Annotated in this window: 23 protein-coding genes; 2 read left to right on the forward strand and 21 right to left on the reverse strand. The window is 40.7% G+C overall.

Translation table 11 applies throughout. From position 1 onward, the window contains the following. Nucleotides 1-66 precede the first annotated feature (66 nt). From ACIGG7_RS06195 to ACIGG7_RS06210, 4 genes are all read right to left on the reverse strand, one after another. Nucleotides 67-1,944 (reverse strand): LTA synthase family protein, encoded by a 1,878-nt coding sequence (locus ACIGG7_RS06195; protein ID WP_224940145.1) that lies wholly within the window; start codon nucleotides 1,942-1,944, stop codon nucleotides 67-69. A gap of 339 nt (nucleotides 1,945-2,283) precedes the next feature. After that, nucleotides 2,284-3,252 carry an ROK family glucokinase gene (locus tag ACIGG7_RS06200; RefSeq protein WP_397549183.1) on the reverse strand — a complete coding sequence of 323 codons (969 nt, stop codon included), beginning with the start codon at nucleotides 3,250-3,252 and terminating at the stop codon, nucleotides 2,284-2,286. Between the two features lie 5 nt (nucleotides 3,253-3,257). Continuing rightward, nucleotides 3,258-3,464 (reverse strand): YqgQ family protein, encoded by a 207-nt coding sequence (locus ACIGG7_RS06205; protein WP_224940143.1) that lies wholly within the window; start codon nucleotides 3,462-3,464, stop codon nucleotides 3,258-3,260. Nucleotides 3,465-3,608: 144 nt separating this feature from the next. After that, entirely contained in the window at nucleotides 3,609-5,069 is a 1,461-nt protein-coding gene (locus ACIGG7_RS06210; RefSeq protein ID WP_397549184.1) for a spore germination protein, read from the reverse strand. Nucleotides 5,070-5,210: 141 nt separating this feature from the next. Between ACIGG7_RS06210 and ACIGG7_RS06215 the strand changes: the two genes are divergently transcribed. After that, nucleotides 5,211-6,089: a hypothetical protein gene (locus ACIGG7_RS06215; RefSeq protein ID WP_397549185.1), complete on the forward strand. Its 879-nt coding sequence runs from the start codon at nucleotides 5,211-5,213 to the stop codon at nucleotides 6,087-6,089. Here the strand turns inward: ACIGG7_RS06215 and ACIGG7_RS06220 are convergent. The 9 genes from ACIGG7_RS06220 to ACIGG7_RS06260 form a co-directional block, all read right to left on the reverse strand. Further along, a complete protein-coding gene (locus ACIGG7_RS06220) occupies nucleotides 6,086-7,618 on the reverse strand; it encodes a rhomboid family intramembrane serine protease (RefSeq protein WP_397549186.1) in 1,533 nt (510 codons plus the stop codon). The two genes, ACIGG7_RS06215 and ACIGG7_RS06220, sit on opposite strands and share 4 nt — an antisense overlap. A gap of 164 nt (nucleotides 7,619-7,782) precedes the next feature. Beyond that, a complete protein-coding gene (locus tag ACIGG7_RS06225) occupies nucleotides 7,783-7,965 on the reverse strand; it encodes a hypothetical protein (protein WP_397549187.1) in 183 nt (60 codons plus the stop codon). A gap of 75 nt (nucleotides 7,966-8,040) precedes the next feature. Beyond that, nucleotides 8,041-8,823 (reverse strand): DUF92 domain-containing protein, encoded by a 783-nt coding sequence (locus tag ACIGG7_RS06230; RefSeq protein WP_397549188.1) that lies wholly within the window; start codon nucleotides 8,821-8,823, stop codon nucleotides 8,041-8,043. Next, nucleotides 8,816-9,382 (reverse strand): 5-formyltetrahydrofolate cyclo-ligase, encoded by a 567-nt coding sequence (locus ACIGG7_RS06235; protein ID WP_397549189.1) that lies wholly within the window; start codon nucleotides 9,380-9,382, stop codon nucleotides 8,816-8,818. The genes ACIGG7_RS06230 and ACIGG7_RS06235 overlap by 8 nt, the downstream gene beginning before the upstream one ends. A 178-nt stretch (nucleotides 9,383-9,560) precedes the next feature. Continuing rightward, on the reverse strand, nucleotides 9,561-9,710 hold the full coding sequence (gene rpmG, locus ACIGG7_RS06240) for a 50S ribosomal protein L33 (RefSeq protein ID WP_064091498.1): 150 nt from the start codon (nucleotides 9,708-9,710) through the stop codon (nucleotides 9,561-9,563). A gap of 66 nt (nucleotides 9,711-9,776) precedes the next feature. Then, nucleotides 9,777-10,349, reverse strand: a complete 573-nt coding sequence (locus ACIGG7_RS06245; RefSeq protein ID WP_397549190.1) for a hypothetical protein — start codon at nucleotides 10,347-10,349, stop codon at nucleotides 9,777-9,779. A gap of 6 nt (nucleotides 10,350-10,355) precedes the next feature. Further along, the gene (locus ACIGG7_RS06250) at nucleotides 10,356-11,363 is read right to left on the reverse strand and encodes a nucleotidyltransferase family protein (protein ID WP_224940135.1); all 1,008 of its coding nucleotides are present in this window, start codon (nucleotides 11,361-11,363) and stop codon (nucleotides 10,356-10,358) included. Then, nucleotides 11,360-13,684, reverse strand: a complete 2,325-nt coding sequence (locus tag ACIGG7_RS06255) for a glycosyltransferase (RefSeq protein WP_397549191.1) — start codon at nucleotides 13,682-13,684, stop codon at nucleotides 11,360-11,362. Before ACIGG7_RS06255 ends, ACIGG7_RS06250 begins: the two co-directional genes overlap by 4 nt. Continuing rightward, nucleotides 13,681-14,391, reverse strand: coding sequence for a DUF4912 domain-containing protein (locus ACIGG7_RS06260; protein WP_397549192.1), 711 nt, complete (start codon nucleotides 14,389-14,391; stop codon nucleotides 13,681-13,683). Before ACIGG7_RS06260 ends, ACIGG7_RS06255 begins: the two co-directional genes overlap by 4 nt. Before the next feature lie 341 nt (nucleotides 14,392-14,732). Between ACIGG7_RS06260 and ACIGG7_RS06265 the strand changes: the two genes are divergently transcribed. Continuing rightward, a complete protein-coding gene (locus ACIGG7_RS06265; RefSeq protein ID WP_397549193.1) occupies nucleotides 14,733-15,065 on the forward strand; it encodes a hypothetical protein in 333 nt (110 codons plus the stop codon). Between the two features lie 62 nt (nucleotides 15,066-15,127). Here the strand turns inward: ACIGG7_RS06265 and ACIGG7_RS06270 are convergent, their stop codons facing one another. The 8 genes from ACIGG7_RS06270 to ACIGG7_RS06305 all read right to left on the reverse strand — a co-directional run bounded on the left by ACIGG7_RS06270 (nucleotide 15,128) and on the right by ACIGG7_RS06305 (nucleotide 24,698). Further along, a complete protein-coding gene (locus tag ACIGG7_RS06270) occupies nucleotides 15,128-16,888 on the reverse strand; it encodes a methyl-accepting chemotaxis protein (RefSeq protein WP_397549194.1) in 1,761 nt (586 codons plus the stop codon). 164 nt (nucleotides 16,889-17,052) lie between these two features. Next, nucleotides 17,053-17,712 carry a phosphate signaling complex protein PhoU gene (phoU, locus tag ACIGG7_RS06275; protein WP_224940130.1) on the reverse strand — a complete coding sequence of 220 codons (660 nt, stop codon included), beginning with the start codon at nucleotides 17,710-17,712 and terminating at the stop codon, nucleotides 17,053-17,055. 54 nt (nucleotides 17,713-17,766) lie between these two features. After that, the gene (gene pstB, locus ACIGG7_RS06280) at nucleotides 17,767-18,540 is read right to left on the reverse strand and encodes a phosphate ABC transporter ATP-binding protein PstB (protein ID WP_224940129.1); all 774 of its coding nucleotides are present in this window, start codon (nucleotides 18,538-18,540) and stop codon (nucleotides 17,767-17,769) included. 23 nt (nucleotides 18,541-18,563) lie between these two features. Then, nucleotides 18,564-19,379, reverse strand: a complete 816-nt coding sequence (gene pstB / locus ACIGG7_RS06285; protein ID WP_224940128.1) for a phosphate ABC transporter ATP-binding protein PstB — start codon at nucleotides 19,377-19,379, stop codon at nucleotides 18,564-18,566. A gap of 18 nt (nucleotides 19,380-19,397) precedes the next feature. Beyond that, on the reverse strand, nucleotides 19,398-20,285 hold the full coding sequence (gene pstA, locus ACIGG7_RS06290; RefSeq protein WP_224940127.1) for a phosphate ABC transporter permease PstA: 888 nt from the start codon (nucleotides 20,283-20,285) through the stop codon (nucleotides 19,398-19,400). Then, the gene (pstC, locus tag ACIGG7_RS06295) at nucleotides 20,285-21,202 is read right to left on the reverse strand and encodes a phosphate ABC transporter permease subunit PstC (RefSeq protein WP_263628052.1); all 918 of its coding nucleotides are present in this window, start codon (nucleotides 21,200-21,202) and stop codon (nucleotides 20,285-20,287) included. The genes pstA and pstC overlap by 1 nt, the downstream gene beginning before the upstream one ends. Before the next feature lie 83 nt (nucleotides 21,203-21,285). Then, entirely contained in the window at nucleotides 21,286-22,197 is a 912-nt protein-coding gene (locus tag ACIGG7_RS06300; protein WP_397549195.1) for a phosphate ABC transporter substrate-binding protein, read from the reverse strand. 308 nt (nucleotides 22,198-22,505) lie between these two features. Further along, the gene (locus ACIGG7_RS06305) at nucleotides 22,506-24,698 is read right to left on the reverse strand and encodes a peptidoglycan D,D-transpeptidase FtsI family protein (protein WP_397549660.1); all 2,193 of its coding nucleotides are present in this window, start codon (nucleotides 24,696-24,698) and stop codon (nucleotides 22,506-22,508) included. Nucleotides 24,699-24,784: the final 86 nt, after the last annotated feature.

A 24,784-nucleotide genomic window follows, 5' to 3' on the forward strand; every position in this document is an offset into this window, starting at 1 on the left:
TACATGTATGAACGGTTCTAAAATTCATGACAAAAAAAGCTTGCGAAATATTCGCAAGCCTTTCATCTATGATTCATCATTATCCCTGTATTCGGTTTTTCCATAAAAGCGAAGTAGATCACCGTAAATGATCTTATCAGAGTATTCCAGTTCATTATTCACTCGCTCTTTAAAAGGTTCACAATACTTCATATCTGTTTCTTCTTCTGTTTCTTTATTCCAGCATTGCTCTCCTGCATAGACATAATCTTTGGTGATGAAGCGGCCGTCTCTGAGGATGGCCAGATCTTCATGACCTTTGGAGAAAATATCCGAACCAAACTGAATGTCCTTCTTCGTATCAATTCCTAGAAGATGCATGATCGTCGGTTTTAAATCAATTTGTCCAGCAACTTTAGAAATGGTCTTTCCTTCTTGGCCAGGGACGTGGATAATCATCGGCACTTGTTGAAGCTGAGTGCTCACAAATGGTGTGATGTCTTTACCTAAATATTGACTCATCGCCTTATTATGGTTCTCAGAGATCCCATAATGGTCTCCGTACATCACGATGACCGAGTTATCATACAATCCTGCTTCCTTTAAGTCCCTAATGAAGTTCTTTACAGCTTCATCCATATAACGGACGGTTTGAAAGTACCTGTTCACCGTACCGTCTTTCGAAGTGTAGGGATCGATCAATTTATCTTCTTCGTCTAATGTAAACGGATAATGATTCGTTAACGTGATCATCTTAGTACTGAACGGCTGAGGCATTTCTTTCATATGCTCTACCGACTGCTCGAAGAACGGAATATCTTTCATGCCCCAGTTCACTGAGTTTTCTTCTGTTACATCATAATCCTGTAAGGAATAAAAACGTTCATACCCCAAGGAATCATACATGATGTCCCGGTTCCAGAAGCTTTTGTTGTTCGCATGCATGGCTGTTGTATAATATCCGTTTTCCCTAAGCTTTTCCGTCATGGACTCAAACTCATTCCCTGAATGAGTGAAGAATACAGCACCACGGTTCAATGGGTAAAGGGAGTTGTCCAGAATGAACTCTGAATCTGACGTCTTTCCCTGTTGGGTTTGATGATAGAATTGATCAAAGTAGTAGCTTTCACCAATGAAATCATTCAAAAAAGGAGTGATTTCTTGTCCATTCACTTCACTATTGATGACAAAATCTTGTAGTGACTCAAGTGACACAATGATCAAATTTTTGTCTTTCGCTACCCCGAACATTTCTTTATTAGGTTCGATGTAACCGGCCCTGACGTAGTTATCAATATCCGCCAATTCACTTCCGTCTGCCAGTGCTCTTTGTGCAGATGATTTGGATTGTAGGAAGATATCATATACATGATAATTGTAGGTTCCGATATTCTTAACCAGCATTTCACGATCGAATGTCCTGGTTAGTAATTGAGGTCTTTCCGATTCAGCTAAACCGAGGTTAAAGAAAACAAGCGCGGTTGCAACAAGGAAATACGCTCTTCGATTGACCCTGGAGTAGTTCTGTAAAGAAAACCAGCTTGGTTTCAGTTTAATGATGAGAATCAACACTATTAGATCAGAAAAATAGAATAGATCTTTCCAGCTCATGATGGCGCTGGCACTCGTACCTAAATCAGAAAAATTGCTTGTTTGAAAGAGGACTGGCAAAGTCAAAAAGTCATCAAAGAAACGATAAAATACTACGTTTCCGTATAGGATAAAAGAGAGGATGAAGCTCGCAGTGATGATATAGCGGGTTCGTGTCTTATCCTTCTTTAGAAGTAATCCTATCCCGAAGGTAAAAAGTAAGAAACTAAGTGGGTTAATAAATAAAATCAGTTCCTGTAGTGTGTTTTCAATCTTTATATCGAAACTAGTTTTGTAGACAATATACGTTTTAATCCAGAGGAGAATGGCCGCTATAATAACCAGCGGTACCTTTGGTGTCTTTCTTATATTCATTTACTCAACCTCCTTGCTACAAACGGTTCAATCGTATGTAACACTTTCTTTATTGGTAAAATAAGGTATTAAACGGTGATTTATTGACTTATATTAATACTTTTTTTACAAATCGTCAAACCGAGATTCATATTGAAAGAGTATAATGGTTAAAGTCTTATTCTCTTACCCATCCTATTAGACGGTTGAAACCGTTAAAAGTTTCAAAAAAACACGATTATAAAAAAACAGTCCAATGGTCACTAGGTGTTTCAGACTACTCAGAATGAATAGTCTATACACAAAGAGAACTTTCCATACAGGAAAGTTCTCTTTGCATTTCTATTTGGTTTCTAAAGATTAAATCTTATTCTTGACTAACCACGCAGCACCGATTACTCCTGCATCATTTCCAAGGGTAGCGATACTCAAGTTCGTTGAAGTACGTACTGTCGGAAATGAAAACTGTTTAAAAAATTTCACGACCGGCTCTAATAAGATGTCCCCTGCTTTCGAGACTCCTCCACCGATTACGATCTTTTCAGGGTTCAACCCATTCCCGAGATTAGCCAGGGATAACCCGAGGTAAAATGCTAACTGATCGATGACCGCCAGAGCAAGTTCATCATTCTCTCTTGCTGCATCAAAGATGTCCTTGGCATTGATCGACCCATGAGAATCTCTAAGCTTCCGCAATGAGGAATCATCCGAAACAGCATCCAGTTTTTCATTGGCTAAGCGAACGACACCGGTGGCAGATGCAACGGTTTCTAGACAACCTGTCTTTCCACAATTACACTGGAATCCACCTTCAGGAACCACTGTGATATGGCCGATTTCTCCACCAGCCCCTTTCACACCGTGGACGATATCTCCATTTGTGATCACGCCGCCTCCTACACCTGTTCCTAAAGTGACACATACGAGATCCTTCGCACCATCTCCTGCACCTTTCCACATTTCACCCAGAGCAGCACAGTTTGCATCATTGTCAATGACTGCATGCAATCCCGTTTCGACTTCAAGCAGATCTTTTAACGGTGTATTATTCTCCCATCCTAAATTGACCGCTTCGTAAATAATCCCTTTGGACGTATCAACCGGGCCCGGTGCTCCCATTCCGATACCGACCAGTTTATCCTTATTCTGATCCAGTTCTTCAAGCTTTTTATCAATCGCTTTGGCAATATTCACGATGATGTTTTTTCCGTTATCCGATTTATCAGTGGGAATTTCCCATTTATGTAGAAGCTCACCGTATTTACTCAGGAACGCAATCTTTGTAGTCGTTCCTCCTAAATCCACTCCAACTAACCATTTTTCCTTCATTGTGATCACCTGTCCTGTTTTTCTTTTTCGATTTCTATTTCATGACGCAACAACAATAAAGCAGTCTGAAAATCACGGGTATCGATCAATTGAGATTGATACAGTTCTTTTAATTCGCCTTCCATCAGTTGCAGGTCGGAAAGACGATGTCCAACATATATGATCGTTCCATAACTTTTTAGTAACTGTTGGATATCATAAATCGTTTTCATGCCATACACCTGCTTTCTATTCATCACTATAAAGTATAAGTGAAAACCGCTTTCTTCTCAATCAAAAAACAGACGCTTGCCAAAGGTTCATTTAACATAAAAAGAGATTTCCCTAAAGGAAGATCCTATAGGGAAATCTCTGTTTTACCGGTCCGGGTCTTTCGGATGAAGAAATCGCGGACGCCTGTTCTTAAGGGGCATGGGTGAACGGAGGAATACATCTCTGAACGCCCTGAAGTTGAATGGTATAAATGGCCACATATATGGAATGTCAAACGAATTCATTCTTGACAGCATGATGATCCACATGAATACACCTACTACAAACCCGTAAACTCCAAATAAAGCCGTACATATTAATAAGAATATCCTTACCAGGCGATTGGCCAGGCTCATCTCATAACTAGGTGTGGAGAACGTTCCGATCGCCGCTATTGCCAGATAAAGGATGACTTCATTAATGAAGAGGCCAACCTCCACCGCAACCTGACCGATCATTAATGCAGCTACGAGTCCAAGGGCAGTTGCCAGAGATGACGGGGTATGAATGGCCGCCATTCTTAATATATCTATTCCGATTTCAATGATTAGAAATTGTAGGAATAAGGGGACTTCCCCAACGTCATTAGGGCCCACATAGGCCAAAGAATCCGGAAGAAGCTCCGGATGAATCGCAAACAAATAATAAAGCGGCAGTAAAAAGATCGAAGACCATACGGCAATGAACCTTACGAAGCGAAGGTAAGCTCCTACAGAAGGTTTATTCCTATACTCCTCGGCATGCTGCAGATGATGCCAAAAGGTTGTCGGTGTAATCATGACACTCGGGGAGCCATCCACCATAATCAGGATGTGACCCTCGTAAAGATGCGCTGCCGCTGTATCGGGTCTTTCTGTGTACCTGACCAAAGGATAGGGATTCCAATGACGTCCGGCGATGTATTCCTCCAACGTCTTCTCACCCATCGCAAGTCCGTCTGTATCAATCTTTGAAAGGGCATCCTTGATTTTATGCACCAGGTTCGGATCGGCTATATCTTCTATATAGCTGACTACGATATCGGTTTTCGACCTTCTCCCTATTTGCATGTATTCCATGCGAAGAGAAGGATCCCGCACCCGCCTTCTCGTCAATGCCGTATTAAAGACAATCGTCTCCACATATCCATCCCTTGAACCCCTGACAACCCGTTCGATATCGGGCTCCTGCGGACCCCTGGCCGGATACGTCCTTGCATCGATCATAATGACCTTATCAATACCGTCTACCACAAGGGCTGTCGGACCTGCTAATACTAAATCAATCACCTGATTCAAGTCATCTACTTGTTCTATCTCTATATAAGGAATGTACGTCTTCAATAGCTTCTCTAATGTATCTTCTTCTAATTGTTCAGGACTGAGCCCTGATAAAAGCTTCATCAGATAATGCATAATATCATCTTTCACAAAGCCATCCACTAAAAACATGGCCATCTTGCGCTCAGCATACTCCAGATCCAATTGAATGACATCAAAGCTCTTGTCCACAGCCAAGGTATCCCTTAAATAATTGGTGTTTTCTTCAATCTGAGTAGAGACAGGCTTCTTCTTTTCATTTGACATTAGCCTTCACCCCTAGTACCTTTACATGAATTTCCATCTTTACCATATTGGACAATGAAACCGGAAACCATACATCCAATCATATTCATTTGCCTCACTTCATACTATGTACAAAATGGACAAACCACTGGAGTGAAAGATATGAAGCATAGACTGAAGGAAGCAATGCCCTTTCTGGTGATCATGTGTATAGTCGCTCTCGGCATTCAATTTTTTTACAAACCCCAAACGAGAGAAAGCATCATTTTTTTTCCTATCAATGAAAATGTCTCGTATGAATCGGCAACAACGATCCTGATGCTAGATCCAAAGAAGAAGAATGATCATTATTATGTAGATTGGAAGGTTTCTTCAAAATTGGACACTCCTGCTTATTTACGTCAGGATGTCGGCTTTATATATATGAATGGAAGATTGAAAGGGAAGATGAATGAGTGGGAACAAGATACTGATCAAATCGTAGAGGAATCGACCATAAAGGGGAAAGAAAGCAGTCTTCTCCAAGCGGTTTCTTTCCATTATTCCGAAATACATGAAACAGATACAGATTTCACCAGTGCTCAGAAGATGTCTGAAGATACGTTGTACGTAATTGATTCGAATTTCAGTCCGTTAAATGCCTTCAGGCAACCCGGGACGGATGCAGAAAAAGAGTGGAAGGACATCCTGGACAAAGTGACGACCCAACAGCTTGAGTACCTATGGGAAAAAGCGCTCACTTCCATGGATCTCCACGTTGATGAATATACATCCATTCCGCTGACTGAACTGCCAAAGTTCGATAACCGTCCTTTGGAAGGCTTCTCCCGGCAAGAATGGGATCGTTTGATAGGTAACCTATGGGAGGGACTGTATAAAAACTATTATCTGGGTATAAAAAAAGAGGACGGCTCTGTTGTCGATTCCATCGACAGTGCCCTCCCCCTACTATTAGTAAAAAAAGACAAATCAGAAGTCCTCGTGTTGCTCATCGATCAAAACGGGGAAGCTTCTCTACTCAGGCAGCAGGTATCTCCTTAACGATCCTGCTGTAATTCTTTATAAAGCTTTTCATATTTTTCATCCTGCCTATTTAATTCATAGGCTTTTTTTGCATGTAGGAGGGCTTCTTCCCTATTCCCTGTATCAATCAGGATCAATGCCAGATTATAATGAGCTTCATGAAACGTATCATCTTCATCTACTGCTGCCATCAAGTGTTTTTTCGCAAGTGACAGTTTGTTTTGCTTGATTTCAGCATAGGATAGGAAGAAATAGGTTTGGGCATTCGGGGCCCCTTCTTCCACCACCGGAAGAAGAAGCTGTTCGGTTTCTTCCCATTCTTGGTTCGATAATTTTTCCTGCGCTACCCCGTTAACAGTATCAACATCCCATTTCGTTGTATCCGTTCCGATCCCACGAGAGATCAATATCCCCGTGAGTAAAATGCACACCAGAAGAAATAGAATCTGACGGACAGGACGGAAAGTGTGAGGCAGGCTGACAATACCTGCTACAAGAAATCCTCCTATCAGCCCTCCGATATGCCCTGCATTATCAATGCCGGGCAGCGAGAAACCGAGGGCAAGATTCAAGAGGATAACTCCGATGATATTGGCTCCCATGGTACGGAAGAAAACGTTTGGGTGCAATACGCCAAAATAAAGGAGAGCACCAAAACATCCAAAGATCGCTCCACTTGCCCCGGCTGAAAGATTGGATGTAAACAGGAAGCTGGCAAGCGTCCCTGCAATTCCCGACAGCATATAAATAAGAACGAACCGTATCCGTCCGAACATTTTCTCCACAGCCGTTCCCAGATAAAACAGGGCCAGTGTATTCATGAGCAGATGTAATAATCCTATATGGAGGAAGATGGGGGTAATGAGGCGCCACCACTCCCCTTCAATCATAAGGGGATTATATTTTGCACCATACTGTATGAGAGTTTGGGGATCCTTACTCCCACCATTCATTTCTAGGATAAAAAACATGATCACTTGAACGGCTATGAAGAAATAAGTGAAAAACGGCTTTCCCCTCTCAAATAGCTGTCTCTCTTTCTGAAGCTGTTTGTTAGAAGAAGTCAGTGTCATATTTTTAATCCAATTGACATTCGCTTCAAGTACTTCAGGCGGAAGCTCCCAGTCCCCTCCGTTGAATAAAGGATCATTTTTCAGCACTTTTACACTTTCGTCACCATGAAGAAGGATTGGCTGAATAATTGTCTTTCCACGTTCCACAGGATCCTGGAATAAATCTGGATCACCATCGACAGGGGGAAAAGTTGATATGTAAAGGTTTTTAACATGTAATTGACGTTTCCCCAGGGATCTCTTAATTTTTTCTCCATTGACAGAAGTCAATTCCAAATCCCGCTTGACCCAGTTTCCCCAATCCAGGTCCTTTCGCACGATTCGGACGATATTTGCTTCTTTGATTCTCGAATTCTCCAGCCATATCTCATCCTGGTCTGGGGAAAGCTTTACTATTCGATAATGCTTATATTCCACCAGATAGTAGGCGGCTTTCCAAAATAAATAATGATACCGTAAATCCACAACATCCACTACTTTCTTATACTCCCTTCAGATTACTCGAATGATTGATGTACTTCTGATTTCTTTTATGTTAAAGAGCATATATATACCCATACTATACCGAACCTGTTTTTAAAGTGTAAACAAAAAAGACTGCAGGAAGAGGATATTCCCTTCTGCAGTCTTCTCTTCAATCAAGACCGAAATGCACCTTGAATGAATTTAGAGCGGATACCGGGTACTCCCATCACTGCTTTCACGGCAAATTTGCGAATAAGGAAATTCCCTAATAACAGGTTTAACAAGCGATATCGATTTGGAATCAGAAAGAGTACCAAACCGCCCAACACTATCCATTTTGTCCATCCGTTCATCATGATCCCTCCTGATAGTAGTTTGGTTCATAACCGATTCGCTTATCCACCTAAATGATACTTTCCGGTATTTTTTTACTACTTCCAGAAGACGAAAAGAAGGAGCACTCCCGCCAAAAGGCTTGAAAGAGCATTCACAAGCTCATTATTCATCCAGTAGCCCTTCGTTCTCTCGGTTTGTCTTCCGCAATGCACCGTTGATTCGGTATGAAAACCGCACACTCTACACCTGTAATCCAGTTGCACGAATGCACCTAGAAACGTGTCCAGGAGGTTTCCGGCAAAACCAGAAAGAGTGATCAGTATAAACAGGGTGAGATCCATCGTGCCAAGCATGAGAAGTGCAGTCAGAGAAATAATGGCGGCCCCAGCGACAGCCGCTAAAGTACCGATGAAAGAAATGGCTCCCGATGTTCCTTTTGGAACTCTCTTTAACGACCTGACAGAAAGCGGCCTTTTGTGACTTAGGGGTCCAATTTCAGAAGCCCATGTATCTGAATTCGCACCTGCAATCGACGCGGCAAAAGCAAATGTGAAGACCTCTTCACCCGTCATAATAAACAGCAAGGCGAATAAGGCAGCTGGACCTCCGTTTGCCAATACCTGCTGCCAATCCCTGATAGACGTCTTGGCCAGCCTGTCCTCGATTCCGACCTTGCTATTCTTAAATAGGCGGGACCAAATGCTCGCTGAAAGAAAGAAGACCCCTAATACAAACAGCCCCTTGAATCCATAAGCACTACCAATGATGAGGCCGATCACCACAGCCATCACAGCCCCTGATGGACTTAAATTCTTAGTCTTCCACCCACCAAAGGAAATGGCAAGAATAAAAAGAATAAGAAAAGAATACTCACTCATCACAGTGAATCCGTCTCTTTTCCGTAAGGATGGTTGAAACTTTCATATCGAAGGGTTCCACCGGCAGAGCATCGACCATTTGTTCTTCAAATGCAAGGGACATCACCGTTCCTGAAAAACCAGCAAGCAAACGATCATAATATCCTCCGCCAAATCCAAGTCGATAACCCTTTATGGTATAGGATAAACCCGGGACAATCATTAATTGTATCGATTCATTATGTACGGATGTGGACTCATCCGGATCTGGTTCATATAAGTGAAAATAGGATTGTTCCAATTGGTGAAAATCACTCAATTTATAAAAAATCAATTGCCTTTTCTGCGGGAGACACTTGGGAACAACCACTGTTTTCCCCTCTTCCCAGCCTCTCTTGATGATATTCCAAGTATCAAGTTCAGGGGGTTTAGAAACGGTTACCGCAACCACTTGGCTATTCTTCCACTCAGAAGAATGAAAGAGACGCTGTTCTATTTGAAAACATTTTTGTTGATATGATATTGGGTCTATGGATTTTAATGTTTGCAGCTGAGATTTGCGCTGTTCTTTTTTTGACATACAATCCCTCCTTGCATGCTGTACTGATACTCTATTTTAATGGATTTCTTAAAGAAATGCGATGTCTTTCCAATCTACAGATCTGATCATGACGTTCAATACAGATCTGATCATGACGTTCAAAACGACCATACATCAAATAAGGCATAAAAAAAAGCAGCGGATAAAATCCGGCTGCTTATTTCGTTTCGCGGTGAAGAGTCACACGCTTTAATTTCGGGCAATATTTTTTTAGCTCTAGGCGGTCTGGGTTGTTACGCTTATTCTTAGTAGTAATATAGTTACGCTCACCAGTTTCTGTGCAAGCCAAAGTAATGTTTACACGCATTATGATTTCCCTCCAAACATATACATCTTCTACTATTCATACGACTTTTCTATAATATCACTTTTTTCAGGGAAATGCTAGTCCGTTTTTAATTCTATCACTTAAATTTGAAACCTCTTCTTCCAATTCACCTTCAATGGCATATATTTTCCCCTGTTTCACTTCAAATGGTTTGAAAGAAAAGTCCAGCATATACACCATCATATTTTGACCATTTGTTATGGGATAATAAAATAAGCTACCCTTGCTTAAGGATCTCTTCCAGAGTTTGAGCCCTTTGAGATTAAGTGGATAAATGGTTTTCTCGACAGATTCGGAACAGGAAACGATATTGGTGATGGCTACGTTTTTACCGCTGTAATTCCAGAACGTATCCTTCGACAATGACAGGACCCCCACTCCGTCTTCCTTGCATGAGAGCCATTCAATCAGAAAGAATACCTTTAATTGACGGGTTTCTTTTGACGTATTTTCCAATTCGAATGTACAGGATCCCCCCCACCCTTCCACTTCATCTTTCACTCTTACTTTAATATTCGAAAGAGAGGACACATTTTCAGAATGAATGGGCACATATTCATCTTTCTTATTCCAGGCTATCCCTTGGATATGGAACGTACGATTAGGATTCTCTTTCATTAGCCTCTACACCTTTTGCCAGATTTTTATTTTCATTCCATAATACCTTGCAAGCTCCCTTGCCAAATTCCGTCTATCAGCCTTTGAATATATGATGAACCCTCTTTTCGGATCACTGATGATTTTCGTGCGCCCTCCATCCCTATGGTCAAAAACGATTTCTTCCTGATTAGATGAAGAAGGTACTGTCTCCAGCAGCTTAGCTAGGACCATCGGCTTCTTTCCGTTTGGACACGCCACTTGAAGACGGGTGATGAAAGGTTCCATAAAGCCCTTTGAATAAGGGGATCCTTTTTTTAAAGAGGGCGGGGAGAACTGTCCCCTCATGAGATCTTCCCTGGCACACTTATATTCTTCTGGGTTACCAATGTCCCGCCAATAAGCACTGGTCTTAAAAACGTAAACCTCTTCATTGTTCAATAGGAGACGCGGAATAAAATCCTGCCCAAAATCCCTTGCCCCGATATGGGCATAGCGATCAAGAAGACGTGGGTCCAGCATATATACACCGGTGTTGACTTCATTCCCTTCCCATTCTTCTGGCTTTTCAATGAAATCGACCAATTTCCGGTTCTCGTCTGTATGACAGATACCATATTCCTTCGGATTCGACACTTCCTTTGATACCACGGTCATAACTGCTCTCTTCTCATAATGGAATTCAATGACCTTATCAATGGGAATATTGGTAAAGGCATCACCGCTCAGGACAAGGAACGGTTCACGCAGCCTGTGACGTGCAAGGAAGAGACCTCCAGCTGTACCCAGCGGGGATCTTTCCTCAAGATATGTGATATTCACATTGAACCGTTTCCCATCTCCGAAATACTCTTTAATTGTTTCACTTTTATAACATGTTGTGATCAGGATATCTTTAATCCCATGTGACTTAAGGAGATTAATGCTATATTCAAGTATTGGCTTATTCAAAATCGGGACCATCGGCTTCGCAATGGACATTGTATAAGGTCTTAATCGCTTGCCTTCACCACCCGCCAATATAACCGCCTTCATCTCTTTACGCCCTCTACTTTCGATTGAAGAAGGACATCTTCATATATATGGATGGTTTGATCTGCGATCCGATCCCAACTGAACATGGATTGTGCCATTTTAAAGCCCAGATTTCCCAACTGCTCCGACTTTTGAGGATCTTGGATTAAAGAAACCAATTGGGTATAAAGACTTTGTTCATGGTTGGGTTCGAATAATAAACCGGTCTGTTCATGCTTCACAATGGACTTCAATCCTCCGGTATTGGAAGCGACCACTCCTTTTCGGAACGCCATCGCTTCCAGAGCAACGATCCCAAAAGGTTCGTACAGGCTTGGGAAGATGACTGCCAAACAATTCTTCAAATAATCGTTCCGTTCTCTATCGGATATATATCCTACGAAAGAAACGATATCTGTAAGGTTTTCTTGAACGACCGTCTTTCGATAATGTTCAAGCATCGGCCCTTTCCCTGCTATGATAAACAAGATATGATTGCCTTCATTCTTCAATCGAGAAGCTACCCGGATGATTGTATCAAACCCTTTTTCATGAACCATTCTACCAATCGAAAAGAAGTACGGTGTCGATGGTTGCTTAAAGACATATGGGGAAGACTGATCCAACTTCTCCAGTTCAACACCGTTTGGGATGACGGCTATCGGTGCTTCAATGGTGAATAGACTCTTGATTTCCTCTTTCATATGCTCACTGCACACAATCAGGTGATCAGATGCTTTGATGAGAAGCTGTTCTTCTCTGTGGATTTTGTGTTGTAAATCGGTATAGATCCCTTGATTTCTGCCATGTTCCGTAGCATGTATCGTGGTAATCAACGGGATGGAATAGTATTCTTTCAGCTTCATCGCTGATGTCGAAACAATCCAATCATGGGCATGAATATGTGTGATCCTTTCATCCTTTATTAAATCATGGGCGTAATGGATAAAGGTTTGATTTAAATCGAATACCCATTTAAAGAAATCTTCTTCGTACGGATGCAATGGATGAACACGGTGAATCGTGACACCTTCCATTTTCTCGAGGGAGAGGGCATCATTCGCTTTGGTCGTCAGAACATGCACATGTTTACCCTTCTTCACAAGGTTGTTAGCAAGGTCATACACATGCCTCGACAATCCCCCTACGATATTTGGAGGATACTCCCAGGAAAGGATCAGGACTGATTCAATCATCTCTTCTACGTCGGTCCTTTTGTCTGATGAGAGTTTCTCAAGTATTTCATCATTTGGAAATGGAACCATCCCTTTGCGATGAAGAAGCAGATGGCCATCTTTTTGGCCATCTTTGACTTGTTCCATCAGCCGGTCAAAATGGACCGTCGATATTCCATTTTCGTCATTGTATCCTTCCATGGATGAAACCCATTCTCTTATGAGCTGATAAGTCCACTCTGATTCACCTGTCAAGGTTAACAGATCCTCTAGTTGCTCCTCCATGCGGTGGATAACACGAACATTTCTGATTGCTGAGTCAGGCATGATTGGGATCTGCTTTTCCATACCAAGATACCCGAATCCTATTCTTGATAGAGAGGTTGATTTTTCCATCATCACTTCTAGTTCATGATGAGCATTCCCTTTATCAAAAGTCTTTAATTCCTCGTAGTCTGAAAGCTCTTTTATACATATGATCGACAGTGGATGATTGCTCTCTCCACGCGCCCCTATGCTTCCCCGTGAAATAGGAAGAAGCTTCAATCCTCTTGGTGTCCTTGTAACACCGCTGTCCTGTTCTTTCTCACTATGTTCATAAGAAAAGGACGATATGAAGCTGAATTCAATTCCTTGCTGGATAAGATAGAGATCGATTCCTGGTACATAAGCAGCTTGAGGTAACCAGAATGCTTTAGGGATCATCTGGAAATAATGTTTGAATAGTAAACTACTCATCCTCACCTGGGATTCAATGGCTCGCGGGGTCCTGTAATGGGTTAAAGGAAACGTACTTACCGTCGTAGGAATGACGTGGACCTTCCCATCAACTGTAAGGTGTTTGTAGGCTTGTACAAGATTCATGTCATATGTTGTCCACTGTGAATAGATGCGCTGCCATTTATGTTTATCATTGGCTCCTGCTTGCAGAAGATTGGTTTGAATGAATTCATTGGCCTTCTCTTTAAATTCCTTACTCATAAAAAGGGAAAAGATGAGAGGGTTCAATACAACAGGAATGGAAGGTCCATCATTCCTTTCCAGGAAATCGATCAACTCGCTATTCTCAATAAGCATGGAAGAAAGCACCTCTTCCTGCTCATTCCATTGAGAGAATTTCATCCCATTGTATGCTGGATAAACAATGATTTCCGCTAAAGACTTCATGCTTTCTCCCCCCCATTCATAACATAATATGAATACGTGCTCACATGTTCGACCCACTTTGGCTCCTTTATTAGCCCTTGCTCATATTCAATCAGCTCTTTCATACTATGAACCTCCTGATGATGAGATGTTCTTGGTGTATGAAGGACATTGGAACGAGTGAATGCAACAAAGTCACCTGAGGGTAACCGCAGTCCGATTTCCATGCAGTAACTCCGGTTTTCCTTCAAACCGTTTACGAACCAATCGCTTTCAGTAAAAGGCACATAGGAGTCTGAATGGTGATGGTGATTATGTCCGTTAAAGGAAATTGAGGTAATATCGTATAGCCGAAGAACAAATGGCTGAGGAGCGGTGCCCATATTAAAATGTTCTTTCACATGCCGTATCCAATCATGAGGAATGTTCCAGTGACAATAGATTCTCGAAGAAGTAGAAAACATAATTGATAACTCGGTAGACCTTGGATTCTTGGCCCTCTTCTTTGGCATCCTCCTGCCGAATGAAGCTCTTCCGACACGTTTTTTGGGTAATTCCTGATCCAACACATCAACTGCTTGCAATTCTTGAGGTTCCTGGCTTTTCTCTAATGCTTTCTGGTACTTCACCCATTGATATTGAACTTTCCCAACGGTAGTATTCAATTCCTTGGCGATCTTCCTGAAAGACACTCCTTGTTCCTTTAACTTGATAATTTCTGTAATCAAAACAATTCCTCCTAAAGAGTAAACGTATATTATATGATTTCAATCTAAATATTATGACAATTATACTTAAATTTATCGTAACACCGTATTGAAAAACCTACAATAAACGCATTTTGTCGTATCTTGTTACACGCAGTGATAGAAGGATTCAACCTGCATTTTTTTTGTGAATTATTATGCCGAAATGGTTATAAAGCGTTTACAATTGAGAACCGACAATTTTCTTTCGAGATTTTCGACAAATTTTTGGTATATCCCACAAATTCATCCTGCTGTCTTATAGAGTTAGCGCGTTAACTATGCTATAAATAAAGAAGAAGAAATCAGCATGGGGTGATATAGTGACTTTACTATTCATTGGATTAGTCAGCTTCTCTATTTTATTATTAGTCATTTCGTTTTTTCAACGGGATCGGTATCGTGATATGGAGAAAGATATAGAAGAATTATCGATGAATGTTCTAGAAGAGCATTATAAGTTAAAGAAGCGAATAAGCGTTTTGGAAGAAGAACTGATGATGGATGGAGATATTTCATTTCGCAAAAACCCGATTAATGAAATCATTAAGAATCAAGTCATTTCACTTCATAAACAGGGTGTAAACGTAGATCAGATTACAAAACAATCCACTTTGTCCAAGCAAGAAGTACTGTCCGTCATTAAAGACTCTTAAATGCGACTAATCTATTTCAATAAAAAACGGCCAACTCCATTATTCTGGAGTAAGCCGTTTTTTTACATTTTAAACGTTTTGACCAAATCCGAAAGCTGATTTGCTTTTTCAATCAAGTCATCCGACTGCCCATATAAGGTTTCAATTAACCCATTTTGTTCCTGGACAGAAGAATTTATGGTAATCGTTCCGTTGTTAAACTCTTTCCCGACAGCAGAAACACTTTGAAATGCTCCCTGAATATGGTTCATATATTCTTTCAACAGCTCCAGGCTTCCTGAAATATCCGTAATATTTTGATCCATACCAGATACCTGCTCCTTCATTTCCTTGAAATGATTTCCGGTTGTTTGGATATTCACCTTCCCGATACCAAGCTCTTTGTATCCATCTTTTAACGAACTGGAAACTTCACTTGATATTTGTTGAACATTCAAAACGCTATGATTCATTTCAATCAAAGATGAATCTACATCCTGTGCCAACTTCCGCACTTCGTTGGCTACCACTGAAAACCCTTTACCAGCTTCTCCCGCTCTTGCAGCTTCAATTGATGCATTTAGTGAAAGTAAATTGGTCTGATCGGCAATTTTTTTGATGCTCTTTGTCAAATTGCTGATATCGGTTGCACTACCCTCTAATCGATCCAGAAGATCGTATGTTTTCTTTATTTTCTTATACACCATTTCAATTTGATCCGTTGTAGAATTCATGGATGCGAATCCTTTTACTGTAATCCCTTGCATATAGGTAGAGAGTTCTGAAAGTGAGTGCCCATTTCTTTCTACTTGAGTGACCTGATCATTGAAAGTTTGGTACTGATGATTGAGTTGATGGGCAGCTGCCACTTGATCTTCTGAACTGCTGGATAACCGATACATGGAATCAGCTACCTGGTGACTTGAAGCATTGATAGAATCCGCCAGGGATTTGATATGCTGGCTATTTCCCTGGACGGTAGAAGATCCGTCTTTAATTGCAACTACAAGCTCCCTTAGACGTTCTACCATATGTCTGATGGAGAAGTTTAACTGACCTATTTCATCCTTGCTCCTTGTTGGAGGAACAGATTGGGTTAAATCACCCTGTGCAACAGCTTTAGTAACGGTCAGGATTTTTCCAATGCTCCTATTTATCTTCTTTGAAACAATCGTTACAATGAATCCACTTGCGACCATGGAAAGAAGTACAAATCCAATCAACCAGAAAAAGAGTGAGTTCATATTATTTTCCGTTGTATTCAATACAGAGTCTTGTTTCTGAAGCGTCCGTTCTCTTATTTCCATTAGAAGATTGTTATTTTCGTCCCTAAGGCGACTAATTTCCATCCTTGCATCCGTATAAATGCCTTCATCCAAGCGGACGACGGCTGGTGCAATTTCTTTAATGAACAGCTCATCGATGGTGTTATTATTCTGAGAAAATGTCTGAATCAGTGCTTGATCTTCTTTATTCAGGCCTTTTAGTATTTCATCGGTCTTTTGGTTAAGCTCTACTCGTAATTTACGATACTCTTTCACATCTGCATCTTTTAAAAACGTTATGTAATCAGCAATTCGGATATCCTTGGCATTAATCAGCCTGCTCAGTTCCGTGATTTCCACGGAATGTTCTCCTGTCTCTTTCATATATCTCATATCCTGCATCAAATGATTCAAACTGAATAGGGCTAATCCTACACATGAAATAAACAGCATGGCATTCAATAGAAACGTGTAGGCAAGTTTGTTTTTTATGGAATGATGATATGAAATCCTTGAAAAAAATAGATTAACTTTTATTCTTGGTACATATTTTCTAATAGGAATAGATATTTTCAACATTGGATCCTCCTGTATGTAAAACTTTGTGTCTATTAAGAATATGTACCAAAATACCCATTTTTTCTATACTTTCGTCGTTATCTTAATATAATCTTTACAAAGGAGCCCATTACAGATAAATCAATAAAAAAAGCGCCCCTTCACATGAAGAGACGCTTGTCATTTTAATTATTCAAGTCAAAACGTTCACCTGTCACTAGGAAAATGACGTTTTCACAAATATTCGTCACATGATCCGCTACGCGTTCGATATATCTGCACGTAAAGGCAAGTTGCGTGATCTGGCTGATTTCATTTGGATAGTTCGGAATATAGGTCATCAATTCCTTCACTAGTTGACCATATAATTCATCTACTTCGTCATCACGGTCAGCCACTTTTTTGGCCATGGATGCATCCTCAGAATAAAAAGCCGTCAGAGCTTCTTCAAGCATTTCTTCAGCAATCGAGAGCATTCTAGGGATTTCTTCAATCGGTTTGATCAATTTTTGATTCCCTATATGCAGCGTAGACTTAGCGATATTCGTAGCCATATCCCCGATCCGTTCAATCTCTGAACAAATTCGCAGTGCAGAGATGATTTTTCGCAAGTCGGTTGCTACTGGAGATTCTTTCGCAATCAATATAATGGCAAGATTATTGATTTCATTATCATATTGGTTAATGAGATGGTCTTTTTTAATGATTTCCTCTGCTTTTTCCATGTCTTGAGTCTTTAAGGCAACCACGGACTCTTTTAAAGACGTTTTAGCAAGATCAGCCATATCAAATAGCTTGTCTTTTAACTCTTTTAAATTATTATCAAAATTTCTTCTTATCGCCATACTTATTCCCCTTTGCTAAGTAATGTTGAAGAACCTTTTTTCTTTGAGTATGCATTATCCAAATCGACCAGACACATAATCTTCCGTTCTTTTGTCTGTAGGATTAGAGAATATTTTATCCGTTTCGTCTAGTTCAATCAAGTCCCCTAGTAAGAAAAAGGCGGTTTTATCTGAAACCCTCGCTGCCTGCTGCATATTATGAGTGACGATAACGATGGTATATTGTTTCTTCAGTTCACCGATAAGCTCTTCGATTTTGACTGTAGAGATCGGATCCAAAGCAGACGTCGGTTCGTCCATCAAAAGGATATCAGGTTTGGTTGCGAGTGCCCTGGCAATGCAGAGACGCTGCTGTTGACCACCTGAAAGACCCATAGCCGGGGCATCCAATCGATCTTTTACTTCATCCCATAACGCAACACTTTTCAAAGTGGACTCGACAATTTCATCAAGCTCTTTCTTCTTTTTGACCCCATGTACTTTCGGACCGAACGTAATGTTGTTATAGATGCTTTGAGGAAACGGATTTCCTTTTTGGAATACCATCCCCACTTTCTTCCTTAATTCAACCAAATCAACTTTATCAGAAAGAATATTTGTCCCATCAAAATTAATTTCACCAGACATTTTGATTCCTGGTACCGAACGGTTCATCAAATTTAATGTTTTGACAAATGTTGATTTTCCACAACCCGATGGACCAATGATGGCTGTTACCTCTTTATCGTAAATAGGAAATGTAATATTTTTTAATGCATAGTTATTTCCATACCATAAATTTAAGTCGTTAACGTTAAAAGCCGTTTTTTTTGCTGTTGATACTGACACACGAAACCCCTCCAACTAAATGATCAACTGAAACGCCCTGAAATATAGTCTTCTGTTCTCTTTTCCGATGGATTTGTGAAGATTTTCTCGGTTTGGTCAAACTCCACTAAATCCCCATTATAGAAGAATGCCGTTTTATCAGAGACACGTGATGCCTGCCCCATGTTATGGGTTACGATGACAATCGTGTATTCTTTCTTTAAATCGGTGATCAATTCTTCAATCTTGGCATTTGAGATTGGATCAAGCGCCGAGCAGGGCTCATCCAATAACATGACAGTAGGCTTCATCGCAATCGTTCTTGCAATACATAAACGCTGCTGCTGCCCACCAGATAGTGACAGTGCTGAAGTATGAAGGCGGTCTTTTACTTCATCCCAAAGTGCCGCTTTTGTCAGACTTTCTTCTACCAGTTCATTCAACACACTCTTCTTTTTGATTCCAGAGAATTTCAAAGCATGAACAATGTTTTCATATATAGACTTGCTGAATGGATTCGGTTTTTGGAAAACCATCCCGATTTCTTTCCTCAGGGCAACGACATCAATGTCCTTTCCTAGAAGATTGACATCTTCATACATGATTTTCCCTTCTGCACGGGCGATCGGCACTAAATCATTCATGCGGTTGACCGTTCTTAAAAATGTTGATTTTCCGCAACCTGAAGGTCCGATCAAAGCCGTTACAGCATTTTTTTCGATTTCCATATTTATATTTTTCACTGCGTGATTATCACCGTAATAGAAGTCTAAATTCTGAACATCGATGATGGTCTCTTTTTTGATTCTATCCGCTACTCTTGAAGAGCGCTCCTGTTTCGTTTCTAATTGAACAGACATGTACTATCACACCTTCTATTATTTTGTCGCTGTCATTTTATTATGAATGTAGCTTCCGATGAACCGTGCACCCAGGTTAAAGATCAAGACAGAAAGAATCAAGACAGCTGATGCACCAGCTGCTTTTTCGTCTACATCAGGAATTAACCCTTGGGTATTGACTGCCCATATATGAACAGCCAGTGTTTCAGCCGGTCTGAACAAATTCAGCGGTGAAGTAGGCGAGAATGGATTCCAATCCATATAGTTCAATCTCGGAGTAGACAGCCCTGCTGTAAATAATAGTGCTGCTGCTTCTCCGAATACACGTCCGGATGCCAGGATCGCACCTGTCAGAATAGATGGGAATGCACCTGGAATGAGTACCGTTTTCACCGTATGCCAGTTTGTAATTCCAAGAGCAAGGCTTGCTTCTTTCAACTCACGAGGTACACCTCTGATGGCATCTTCACTCACACGTACTAATACAGGGAGGTTAAACACCGTAAGGGCCAATGCTCCACCTATAATGGTATATCCCCAACCTGTTGTATTAACAAACACCAATAATCCAAACATTCCAATGACGATAGATGGTAATGATGCCAATACTTCAATACAAGAACGGATCGTATTCGTTATTTTACCCGGCTTTGCGTATTCAGCCATATAAATACCTCCGCCAACACCAAGCGGAACCGTTATGATCATCGTAATGACCAAGATGTAGAATGAATTGAATAATTGATCTCGTACTCCTCCACCGGCACGTACCGCACTCGATGGTGTTGTCAAGAAATCCCATGTCACATATGGGAGACCTTTAATCAATATATAAGAAAATAGAGCAACTAACAGCGCAATGATGATCGTTGCTATCCCAATGAAAAAACCTGTGGCGATCTTGTCTGCTCTCTTACTATTCATTAGATTTTCCTCCTAGATGATAAGTAACGGATTAATAAGATAAATACGAAAGACATAATCAACAGAATAAGACCCATTGACCATAGCGTGTTGTTTTCCACACTTCCATACGTTGTATGGCCCATGTTTAATGTGATGATCGTTGTTAATGTCGCTGATGCATCCACTAAACTTTGAGGAAGGTCCCTCGTATTCCCGATTACCATCTGTACCGCTAATGCTTCACCAAATGCTCTTGCCATACCTAATACGACAGCTGTCAATAAGGTTGGTAAAGCAGCTGGAACTAATACTTTTCTAATGGTTTGCCATCTTGTTGCACCTAAAGCATATGACCCATCACGCAAGCTTTTTGGTAATGAACTCATAGCATCAGTGGCAATCGTCGTGATGGTAGGCAAAATCATCACGGATAAAACAATCATCCCCGCCAGAAGTGAAAATCCAATACCAGAAGTATGATTGCGAATAAAAGGTACCAATACTGTAAGCCCTATAAATCCATAAACAACGGAAGGAATTCCGACAAGGAGTTCGACAATCGGCTGCATGATTTTTCTTCCCCATGATGGTGCGATGTCTGTCATAAAAATAGCCGCGCCTATTCCTAATGGAGCTGCTATTAAGGCAGAAAGAATCGTAACAGCAAACGATCCAAATATAAACGGCAGAGCACCAAATAGTGGATTCTCACCTGTAGGATTCCAATCAGGACTGGTTAAGAACTCAATTGGACTTACACCATTCTTAATAAATGATTGTAAACCTTTTGAAGTTAAGAAAATGGTGATAGATAGTGTCGCGGCAATCATAATGATTGCACTTAGTGTCACTAAAAATCTTCCCTTAAATTCACCGTTCATCCAAGATCTATTACTTTTGACTAGCCTCTTTGAGGCAGGTAACTTGTTTTCCATATCCGTAAACACCCCTAAATACGAGATAATAGGGTAAATGCCCTTCCGCATTTACCCTATCAATTTATTTAATTACTCACCAATTATTTCTTCGTTTGCTTTCCTTCAGCGTCACGTTCTACTTCCATTTTTGTAGAAGGAATGTAACCTTGATCCTTTAGTAAACCACTTTGAACATCTTCACTCATCATGTAATCAAGGAACGTTTTAGCTAAACCATCAGGCTCACCTTTAGTGTAAGAGTGCTCATATGCCCAGATTGGGAAATCACCTTTTTGAACATTTTCGTCAGTTGCTTTAACTCCGTCGATTGACAATGGAGTTACGCTGTCATCTGTGAAGTAAGAGAAAGCAAGGTAACCGATTGCTCCATCCGTTTCATTGATGATTTTCTTGACAGTATTTGATGAATCTTCAGTGATTCCTTCAGCAGGAGTTTCTCCATCAAGACCGAATTTCACGAAAGTTGCGCGAGTACCAGAAGAGTCTGGACGGTTTACAAGAGTAATCTTTTGATCTTTACCACCAAGTTCTTTCCAGTTCTTGATTTCACCTGTGAATACTTTTTTAAGATCTTCTTTAGAAATGTCTTCGATACCAACATTAGGATTAACTGCAGCTGTCATACCTACAACCGCTACTTTATGGTCAACTAACTCATCCGCTGGAATTCCTTCTTTTTCTTCAGCGAATACGTCTGAGTTACCGATTTGAACTGATCCTTCAGAAACTTGAGATAATCCTGTACCAGATCCTCCAGCGTTAACTTGGATATCTGCATCCGGATTTTCTGCCATGAATTCTTCAGCTGCTGCTGCAACAAGTGGTTGCATTGCAGAAGAACCTGAAACTACGATTGAACCAGAAGCTGTTTCTGAACCTTCTTTTTCGTCTCCAGCATTTTCATCTGTGCTACTTCCATTCCCACATGCAGCAGCAAATGCTACTAGCGTTGCGATGATTAAAAGCAGACCGTATTTCTTGAAGTTCTTCATTCTTTAATTCCCCCTAGAATATTGGTTGTTTTGTCCTACGAGTAATAGATTAATAGATGAGTGTTAATTGTGTTTTAATCGATTGTAAAGGTTTTGTAAATTCGACATTTTCCTTCATGATTCCGCGGTTCATAAATGCTTAAAACCCTTATATCACTAGTATTGAACAACATTCAACGAATTATGTATTAACCATAAAAAATACACCAATTTCTTGGATTTTTCTGTTTAAACTTCCCTTTCCTTTCAAATTTCCTCCAAAAAAAGCTGACTTATGGAACAATTTTCCCATAAATCAGCTTTTTTAATTAGTTATTCTTTTCTCTTTCCTGTTGCATCTGTTCTTCTGCTTCTTCAGCATTTTCTACTTTCTTATTAACTGAAGTCGGATCTTTCATTTCTTCAGCACGTTTCTTCTTTAACTCAAAATATTTATCCATTACCCGTCTAGAGATGTATTTATTTACATAAGGATCGGACACGCCGCTTGCCTGGATATGTGATGAAGGAACCAACGTAGCATAAGCTACTTCAGGGTTGTCAAAAGGAGCATATCCGATCAAGGTGGTGTTATAGTTCAATTCCCCATCAACATACGTCTCGGCTGTACCGGATTTCCCCGCCGCGTTATACGGAGCGTCATGAAACAAGTAACCCGTACCTTCAGGGTTGTGGTAGACGCGATAGAAGCCATTTTGAACATGTTCGATCTGTGCCTGTGTGGCATCGATTCGGTTCAGTACATTTGTTTCTTTTTCAAAAAGAATTGGACCGAGACTTTCCTTTTCATTTGTAGGTTCCCTTATTTCCTTCATAATATGAGGCTGTACACGATACCCATCATTGGCGATTGTGGAAACGTACTGTGCAAGCTGCATGGTTGTGTACGTGTCAAATTGTCCAATCGCCAAGTCCAGTAAGAAACCGGGATCTGTCTTCGTTCCTGTAAGACCCGCAGATTCACCAGGTAAATCTATTCCAGTCGGGACACCTAAACCAAATTGAGCATAGTGGTTTCTAAAAATATCGAATGCTTCGGGATTATTAACAATCGGTTCATTCGGTACATATCTGCCACCAGCAATTTTTAAAGCGACTTTCCACATATACGCGTTCGAGGATTTCTCCAGTGCATATAAATCTGTCATGGGAATTTGCTGGTATTTATTGAACCAGGAAGTTTTCGGTTTTGTCCCTTTGATTCTTAAAGGTTCATCGATCAGAACTTCCCCTGGCGTCAATTTACCGGTCATATAGCCTGTTAGTACGGTTGCACCTTTTACCACTGAACCTACTTCATAAGAAGAAGTAAACGTTCCAAGTGCTGCATCACGCATCTCATATTTACCCGTTTCAGGATTTTTCACATATTGTTTACCCGCCATAGCCAGGATTTCTCCGGTATTCGGGTCAATCATCACGACAAACGCACGATCAAGGTTGGGTGATGCCCCCCGATGGACAATCTGCTTGCTTAATTCTTCTTCGATGATTTTTTCGATTTCACGCTGCAGCTCCATATCAATGGTCAGGACAATATCCTTGCCACGCTGTCCTTGTTGCACTAGAACGGATTCAAGCACACTGCCGCCTTTTGTCACGTTTTTGATTTGTTCTTTCTGCCCTTGCAGCACGTCTTCATACTGCAGCTCAACATAGCTTTTTCCTACACGGTCATTCCTGTTATAGTCTTGAGCTAAATATGAATCTACCAGATTCTTCGGAAGTCCTTCCCTTGCAGAAGAAACATTTCCTAAGATGGTTCGTAATGTATCATCAAATACATATGAACGCTTCCAATCCGTAGTGGTATTGACACCAGGAAGTTCACTTAAGTGTTCACTGACAGCTGCAAACTCCTGTGGTGTGACTCCTTCATTCTTCACTATTTGTGGATTCAATGCATATCCACTTGAGAACTCACGATAAATTGCGATGATTTCCAGATCTTTTTCTGTGAGTGAGGCAAGCTCTTTCTCTGTGATTCGATCCAATCTCATTTGATACACTTTTTTATTTACATCATCTTCCGATAATTCTTCATTGTTTTGCAGCTTTTTGATTTCAGCATCAGACACTTTTGCATCTGCTTCATCTTTATGATTGATTAACCAATAATCCTTTTTGTCCCTCTCCGTTACGTCTTCTGTATCCTTTTCGATATACTCAGAAAGCTTCGATGCAACCTCCATCATTTCCTCGATCTTTGTATTATTCGCCCGGGTATACGTGATCGCATTCAGCGGGACATTATCGACGATCACATTGCCGTACCTGTCATACATTTTCCCCCGTGGTACACCTGTATTGACCACTACATCTTCTGTTCTTTCCACTTCTTTCTTATAGCTCTCCCCATTCACAATCTGAACAAGTCCAAGTCTAAGAACAAGAAGAGAAAACAATAAGAACACGGCAAAGAACAGCAAATTCATCCGAACGGGAACATGCGTCTTTCTTTTTTTCTTATTTTTTTTCAATTCTTCCAGCCCTTCCTCTATGTAAAAATTCTTCTTATCTCTGCTCTGTTACCTTTTATGTTGTGCAATGAAGGATTTACAGAATCACGATTCTTCTCTCCTTATTT

This window comes from Rossellomorea sp. NPDC077527 (genome assembly GCF_044542955.1).
Taxonomy (GTDB): Bacteria; Bacillota; Bacilli; order Bacillales; family Bacillaceae_B; genus Rossellomorea; species Rossellomorea aquimaris_E.

What these genes read in the sequence shown, in the direction of transcription:
- ACIGG7_RS06195 (WP_224940145.1), bottom strand. Translation starts at nt 1,944, where the DNA reads ATGAATATAAGAAAGACACCAAAGGTACCGCTGGTTATTATAGCGGCC.
- ACIGG7_RS06200 (WP_397549183.1), bottom strand. Translation starts at nt 3,252, where the DNA reads ATGAAGGAAAAATGGTTAGTTGGAGTGGATTTAGGAGGAACGACTACA.
- ACIGG7_RS06205 (WP_224940143.1), bottom strand. Translation starts at nt 3,464, where the DNA reads ATGAAAACGATTTATGATATCCAACAGTTACTAAAAAGTTATGGAACG.
- ACIGG7_RS06210 (WP_397549184.1), bottom strand. Translation starts at nt 5,069, where the DNA reads ATGTCAAATGAAAAGAAGAAGCCTGTCTCTACTCAGATTGAAGAAAAC.
- ACIGG7_RS06215 (WP_397549185.1), top strand. Translation starts at nt 5,211, where the DNA reads ATGAAGCATAGACTGAAGGAAGCAATGCCCTTTCTGGTGATCATGTGT.
- ACIGG7_RS06225 (WP_397549187.1), bottom strand. Translation starts at nt 7,965, where the DNA reads ATGATGAACGGATGGACAAAATGGATAGTGTTGGGCGGTTTGGTACTC.
- ACIGG7_RS06230 (WP_397549188.1), bottom strand. Translation starts at nt 8,823, where the DNA reads ATGAGTGAGTATTCTTTTCTTATTCTTTTTATTCTTGCCATTTCCTTT.
- ACIGG7_RS06235 (WP_397549189.1), bottom strand. Translation starts at nt 9,382, where the DNA reads ATGTCAAAAAAAGAACAGCGCAAATCTCAGCTGCAAACATTAAAATCC.
- rpmG (WP_064091498.1), bottom strand. Translation starts at nt 9,710, where the DNA reads ATGCGTGTAAACATTACTTTGGCTTGCACAGAAACTGGTGAGCGTAAC.
- ACIGG7_RS06245 (WP_397549190.1), bottom strand. Translation starts at nt 10,349, where the DNA reads ATGAAAGAGAATCCTAATCGTACGTTCCATATCCAAGGGATAGCCTGG.
- ACIGG7_RS06250 (WP_224940135.1), bottom strand. Translation starts at nt 11,363, where the DNA reads ATGAAGGCGGTTATATTGGCGGGTGGTGAAGGCAAGCGATTAAGACCT.
- ACIGG7_RS06255 (WP_397549191.1), bottom strand. Translation starts at nt 13,684, where the DNA reads ATGAAGTCTTTAGCGGAAATCATTGTTTATCCAGCATACAATGGGATG.
- ACIGG7_RS06270 (WP_397549194.1), bottom strand. Translation starts at nt 16,888, where the DNA reads ATGTTGAAAATATCTATTCCTATTAGAAAATATGTACCAAGAATAAAA.
- phoU (WP_224940130.1), bottom strand. Translation starts at nt 17,712, where the DNA reads ATGGCGATAAGAAGAAATTTTGATAATAATTTAAAAGAGTTAAAAGAC.
- pstB (WP_224940128.1), bottom strand. Translation starts at nt 19,379, where the DNA reads ATGTCTGTTCAATTAGAAACGAAACAGGAGCGCTCTTCAAGAGTAGCG.
- pstA (WP_224940127.1), bottom strand. Translation starts at nt 20,285, where the DNA reads ATGAATAGTAAGAGAGCAGACAAGATCGCCACAGGTTTTTTCATTGGG.
- pstC (WP_263628052.1), bottom strand. Translation starts at nt 21,202, where the DNA reads ATGGAAAACAAGTTACCTGCCTCAAAGAGGCTAGTCAAAAGTAATAGA.
- ACIGG7_RS06300 (WP_397549195.1), bottom strand. Translation starts at nt 22,197, where the DNA reads ATGAAGAACTTCAAGAAATACGGTCTGCTTTTAATCATCGCAACGCTA.